Annotated in this window: 2 protein-coding genes; one reads left to right on the top strand and one right to left on the bottom strand. The window is 70.8% G+C overall.

Annotated elements, in window-relative coordinates; all coding sequences use genetic code 11:
* On the bottom strand, positions 1–770 hold a 770-nt coding region (locus tag I5I_RS09060; protein ID WP_036318495.1), incomplete at its 3' end, for a nitrilase-related carbon-nitrogen hydrolase.
* Between the two features lie 1,174 nt (positions 771–1,944).
* Between I5I_RS09060 and I5I_RS17950 the strand changes: the two genes are divergently transcribed.
* A partial coding sequence (locus I5I_RS17950) for a ribonuclease H-like domain-containing protein (protein ID WP_374699908.1) occupies positions 1,945–3,665 on the top strand: 1,721 nt, incomplete at its 3' end.

Below are 3,665 nucleotides of genomic sequence, written 5' to 3'. Positions count from 1 at the left end.
GAGCTCGGTCCCGGGGATCCTCTAGAGTCCGACACGTCGTTGGTCGACTCGCCCAGGCCCGCGGCCGCGTACACGTAGGCGGCGATGCAGCGGAACGACTGAGACTTCGCGAGAAGGTGACGATCATCGGCCCGCGCGACGGTGATCGGGCTGCCGGAGAGGTTCAGGAGCACGGTCGCACCGGCGAGAGCGGCGGTGGACGACGGCGGCACGGGCACCCACATGTCCTCGCACACCTCCGCGTGGACCACCAGGCCCGGCACGTCGTCCGCGGCGAACAGCAGGTCGGTGCCGACGGGCACCTCCTGGCCGACCAGCACGGTGGATTCCGGGGCATCCGTTCCGGCCGCGTACCAGCGGGCCTCGTAGAACTCGCGATAGGTCGGCAGATAGCTCTTCGGTGCGACGCCGAGCACGCGGCCGCCGTGGATGATCACCGCGCAGTTGTAGAGGCGTGGCCCCAGCCGCAGCGGTGCGCCGACGACCAGCAGCGGACGCAGCTGCTGCGAGGCCGAGACGAGGCTTGCGATGGCGGCGTGGACGGCGTCGAGCACGGCATCCTGCATCACGAGGTCGTCGATGGCGTACCCGGTCAGGCAGAGCTCCGGGAAGACGGCGACGGCGACGGCATCGTCGCTGAGCGCGCGGGCCGCGTCGATGACCGCCTCGGCGTTTCGCGCCGGGTCGGCGATCGCGACGGGGATCGTACAGGCGGCGACCCGGGCGAACCCGTGCCGATAGACGCTCTCGAACGGCAGGTTCTCGCTCACCCCTCCAGTCTGGCAGGTGCGCAGGCGCTGGGCGATGTCGGCGGCGCCGACTAGCGTCGAAGGCGGAAGGGTGACATGCGATACATCGAGGACACCGGCGACGGTGCGCGCATCGTCTGGAGCGCGAGCGATCTGAAAGCAGCCGCCGAGTGCGAGTTCGCGTGGCTGCGTGCGATCGACGCCAAGCTCGGACGGGTGCCGGCGGTCGTCGAACCCGAAGACCTCACCCTCGAGCGCGCCGGTCGGCTCGGCACCCAGCACGAGCTGCGCCAGCTGGAGGCCTACCGCGCGCAGTATCCCGGACGTGTCGTGGAACTGCCCGAGACGCGATCGTCGGATGCCGCGGCCGTCGCGGCTGCGGTGGCCGCGACGACGGCGGCGCTGGCCGACCCCGCCGTCGCGGTCATCTATCAGGCGGTGTTCGCCACCGAGGAGTTCGTCGGATTCGCCGACTTCCTCGTGCGCGACGACCCCGCTCGCCCCGCGGATGCCGCCGCCAACCCGTGGGTCGTGCAGGACACCAAACTCGCGCGTCACGCACGCGTGACGGCGTTGATGCAGCTTGCGGCATATGCCGACCAGCTCGACCGGCTGGGAGTGCCGCGCAGCAGCCGTGTGGAGTTGCTGCTCGGCGACGGCACGACCTCGACGCACGCCGTCAGCGACCTCCTGCCCGTCTTCCGGTTGCGCAGGCAGCGACTGCGGGCGCTCGTCGCCGACCGCGACATCGCGGCGGGCGCTACGGGCGCTCCGATCGCGTGGGGAGACGACCGGNGTGAGCTCAGGATCGTGGCGTGCGGCCGATGCGCGACCTGCGATGCGGAGGTCGTCGCCCATCGCGACCTGCTGCTCGTCGCGGGGATGCGACCCGTGCAGCGTGACCGGCTGCGCGCCGCCGGCATCCATACCATCGACGACCTGGCCGCCGCGAGCGCGCCTCCCGAGCGGATGTCGGGGGACACGTTCGCCGGCCTGCGTACGCAGGCGCGCTTGCAGCTGGACAGCCCGGCGGCCGCTTGGGGAGACGGCAACCGCGGCCGCGCCGCCGGTGCCGACCTTCGAGGTGGTCTTCCGAAGGCGAATCGGAGCGCTGCCCCGGCCCGACCGCGGGGACTTCTTCTTCGAATTCGAGGGAGACCCGCTCTACACCGAAGCCGCCGACGGGGTGGGAGCGATGTGGGGCATCGACTACCTGTTCGGCTGGGTCGACGACGACGAGCAATACGCGGCGCTGTGGGCGCATTCCTTTGCCGATGAGAAGCGGGCGCTCGAGGATTTCCTGGATGTGGTGGCGCTGCGCCGGCGCGCCCACCCCGGAATGCACATCTACCACTACGCGCCGTACGAACCGACGCATCTGCTGGCGATGGCCGCCCGCTACGGTGTGCGCGAGGCCGAGGTCGACACGCTGTTGCGTGAGGGCGTCTTCGTCGACCTCTACCCGATCGTCCGGCGCGCCCTTCGCGTGGGATCGCGCTCGTACTCGATCAAGAAGCTCGAACCGCTCTACATGGGCGCCGAGGTGCGCACCAGCGACGTGCAGCGCGGCGACGACTCGATCGTCAAGTATGTCGAGGCGCGCGAGCTGATCGACGCGGGGGCGGATGCCGCGGGAGCGGCGATTCTCGACGATCTCGCCGACTACAACCGCTACGACTGCGTCTCGACCCGGCGCTTGCGCAACTGGCTGGTCGAGCGGGCCCGGGAGTCCAAGCTCCTGCCCTCGGCAGACGTCGACGCCGCAGAGCGTCCGTACGAACCGTCCCCGCGTGCCGATGCGCTCACGCGCATGGCGGGCGCTGCCGAGAGGGACGATGCCCCCGATGTGGCCGCGGTCACCGCGCTCAAGCTCGCCGCCGCGGCGATCGACTACTACCCCCGCGAGGCGAAGACCTTCTGGGCGACGCACTTCCTGCGGCTGCGTGAGCCCGTCTCGATCTGGGAGGACACCCGCGACGTCGTCGTCTTCGATCACGATCGGTGCCGAGTCCTGAGCGACTGGCACGTACCGGAGGGCGGACGCGTCCAGCGTCGCGTGATCGAGCTGCGCGGCGATCTCGCGCCGGGCACGAAGCTGTCCGCGGGGGGTGCGGTCTTCCTGCTGTACGAGCTGCCGACACCGTTCCCGGTCGACACCAGCCCGCGATGGATCCACGCTGCACGTTCGGTCCGCGTCGTCGACGTCCTCGATGACGGCATGGTCGTGGAGGAGAACTCCGTTCAGGGGTTCACCTGGCAGGAGCTGCCGATCGCCTCCACACCGCCCGCGCCGCCGCAGGCCGGGTCGCAACAGGCGGCCATCGACCAGTGGGCCGACGCGATCATCCAGGCTGCGCCCCTGCACTCCGCAGCGTTCCCGTCCGACGCCGCGACCGATCTGCTGCTGCGCAGGGTTCCGCGCACGCGCTCGGGCGCGCTCGCCCGCAGTGAGGGCCTCGGCGATGCGGTCGACGAGATCGCCCGTGCCGTCGACGACCTCGACCGCAGCTATCTGGCCGTGCAGGGTCCGCCGGGCACCGGCAAGACCTATGTCGGCTCGCACGTGGTTGCACGGCTCGTCCGCGAGAAGGGATACCGCGTCGGTGTCGTGGCGCAGTCGCACGCGGTCGTGGAGAACATGCTCGCGCGCATCGTCGATGCGGGCGTGCCGGGTGAGCGCGTCGCGAAGGCGACGAAGGGCACGGCATCCGGCGCCGAGAGCTTCACCGTCATCGCGAAGGACGGCTACGCGGCGTTCGCCGCAGCCCACCCGGAGGGTTTCGTCATCGGGGGCACGGCGTGGGACCTGAGTCACGCCGGGCGCGTGCCCCGCGCGAGCCTGGACCTGCTCGTCATCGACGAAGCAGGACAGTTCTCGCTCGCCTCCACCATTGCGGTGTCGGTCGCGGCACCGCG

Source organism: Microbacterium sp. B24, from assembly GCF_000333415.1.
GTDB lineage: Bacteria > Actinomycetota > Actinomycetes > Actinomycetales > Microbacteriaceae > Microbacterium.
This window is presented reverse-complemented; position numbering and strand designations above follow the sequence as displayed.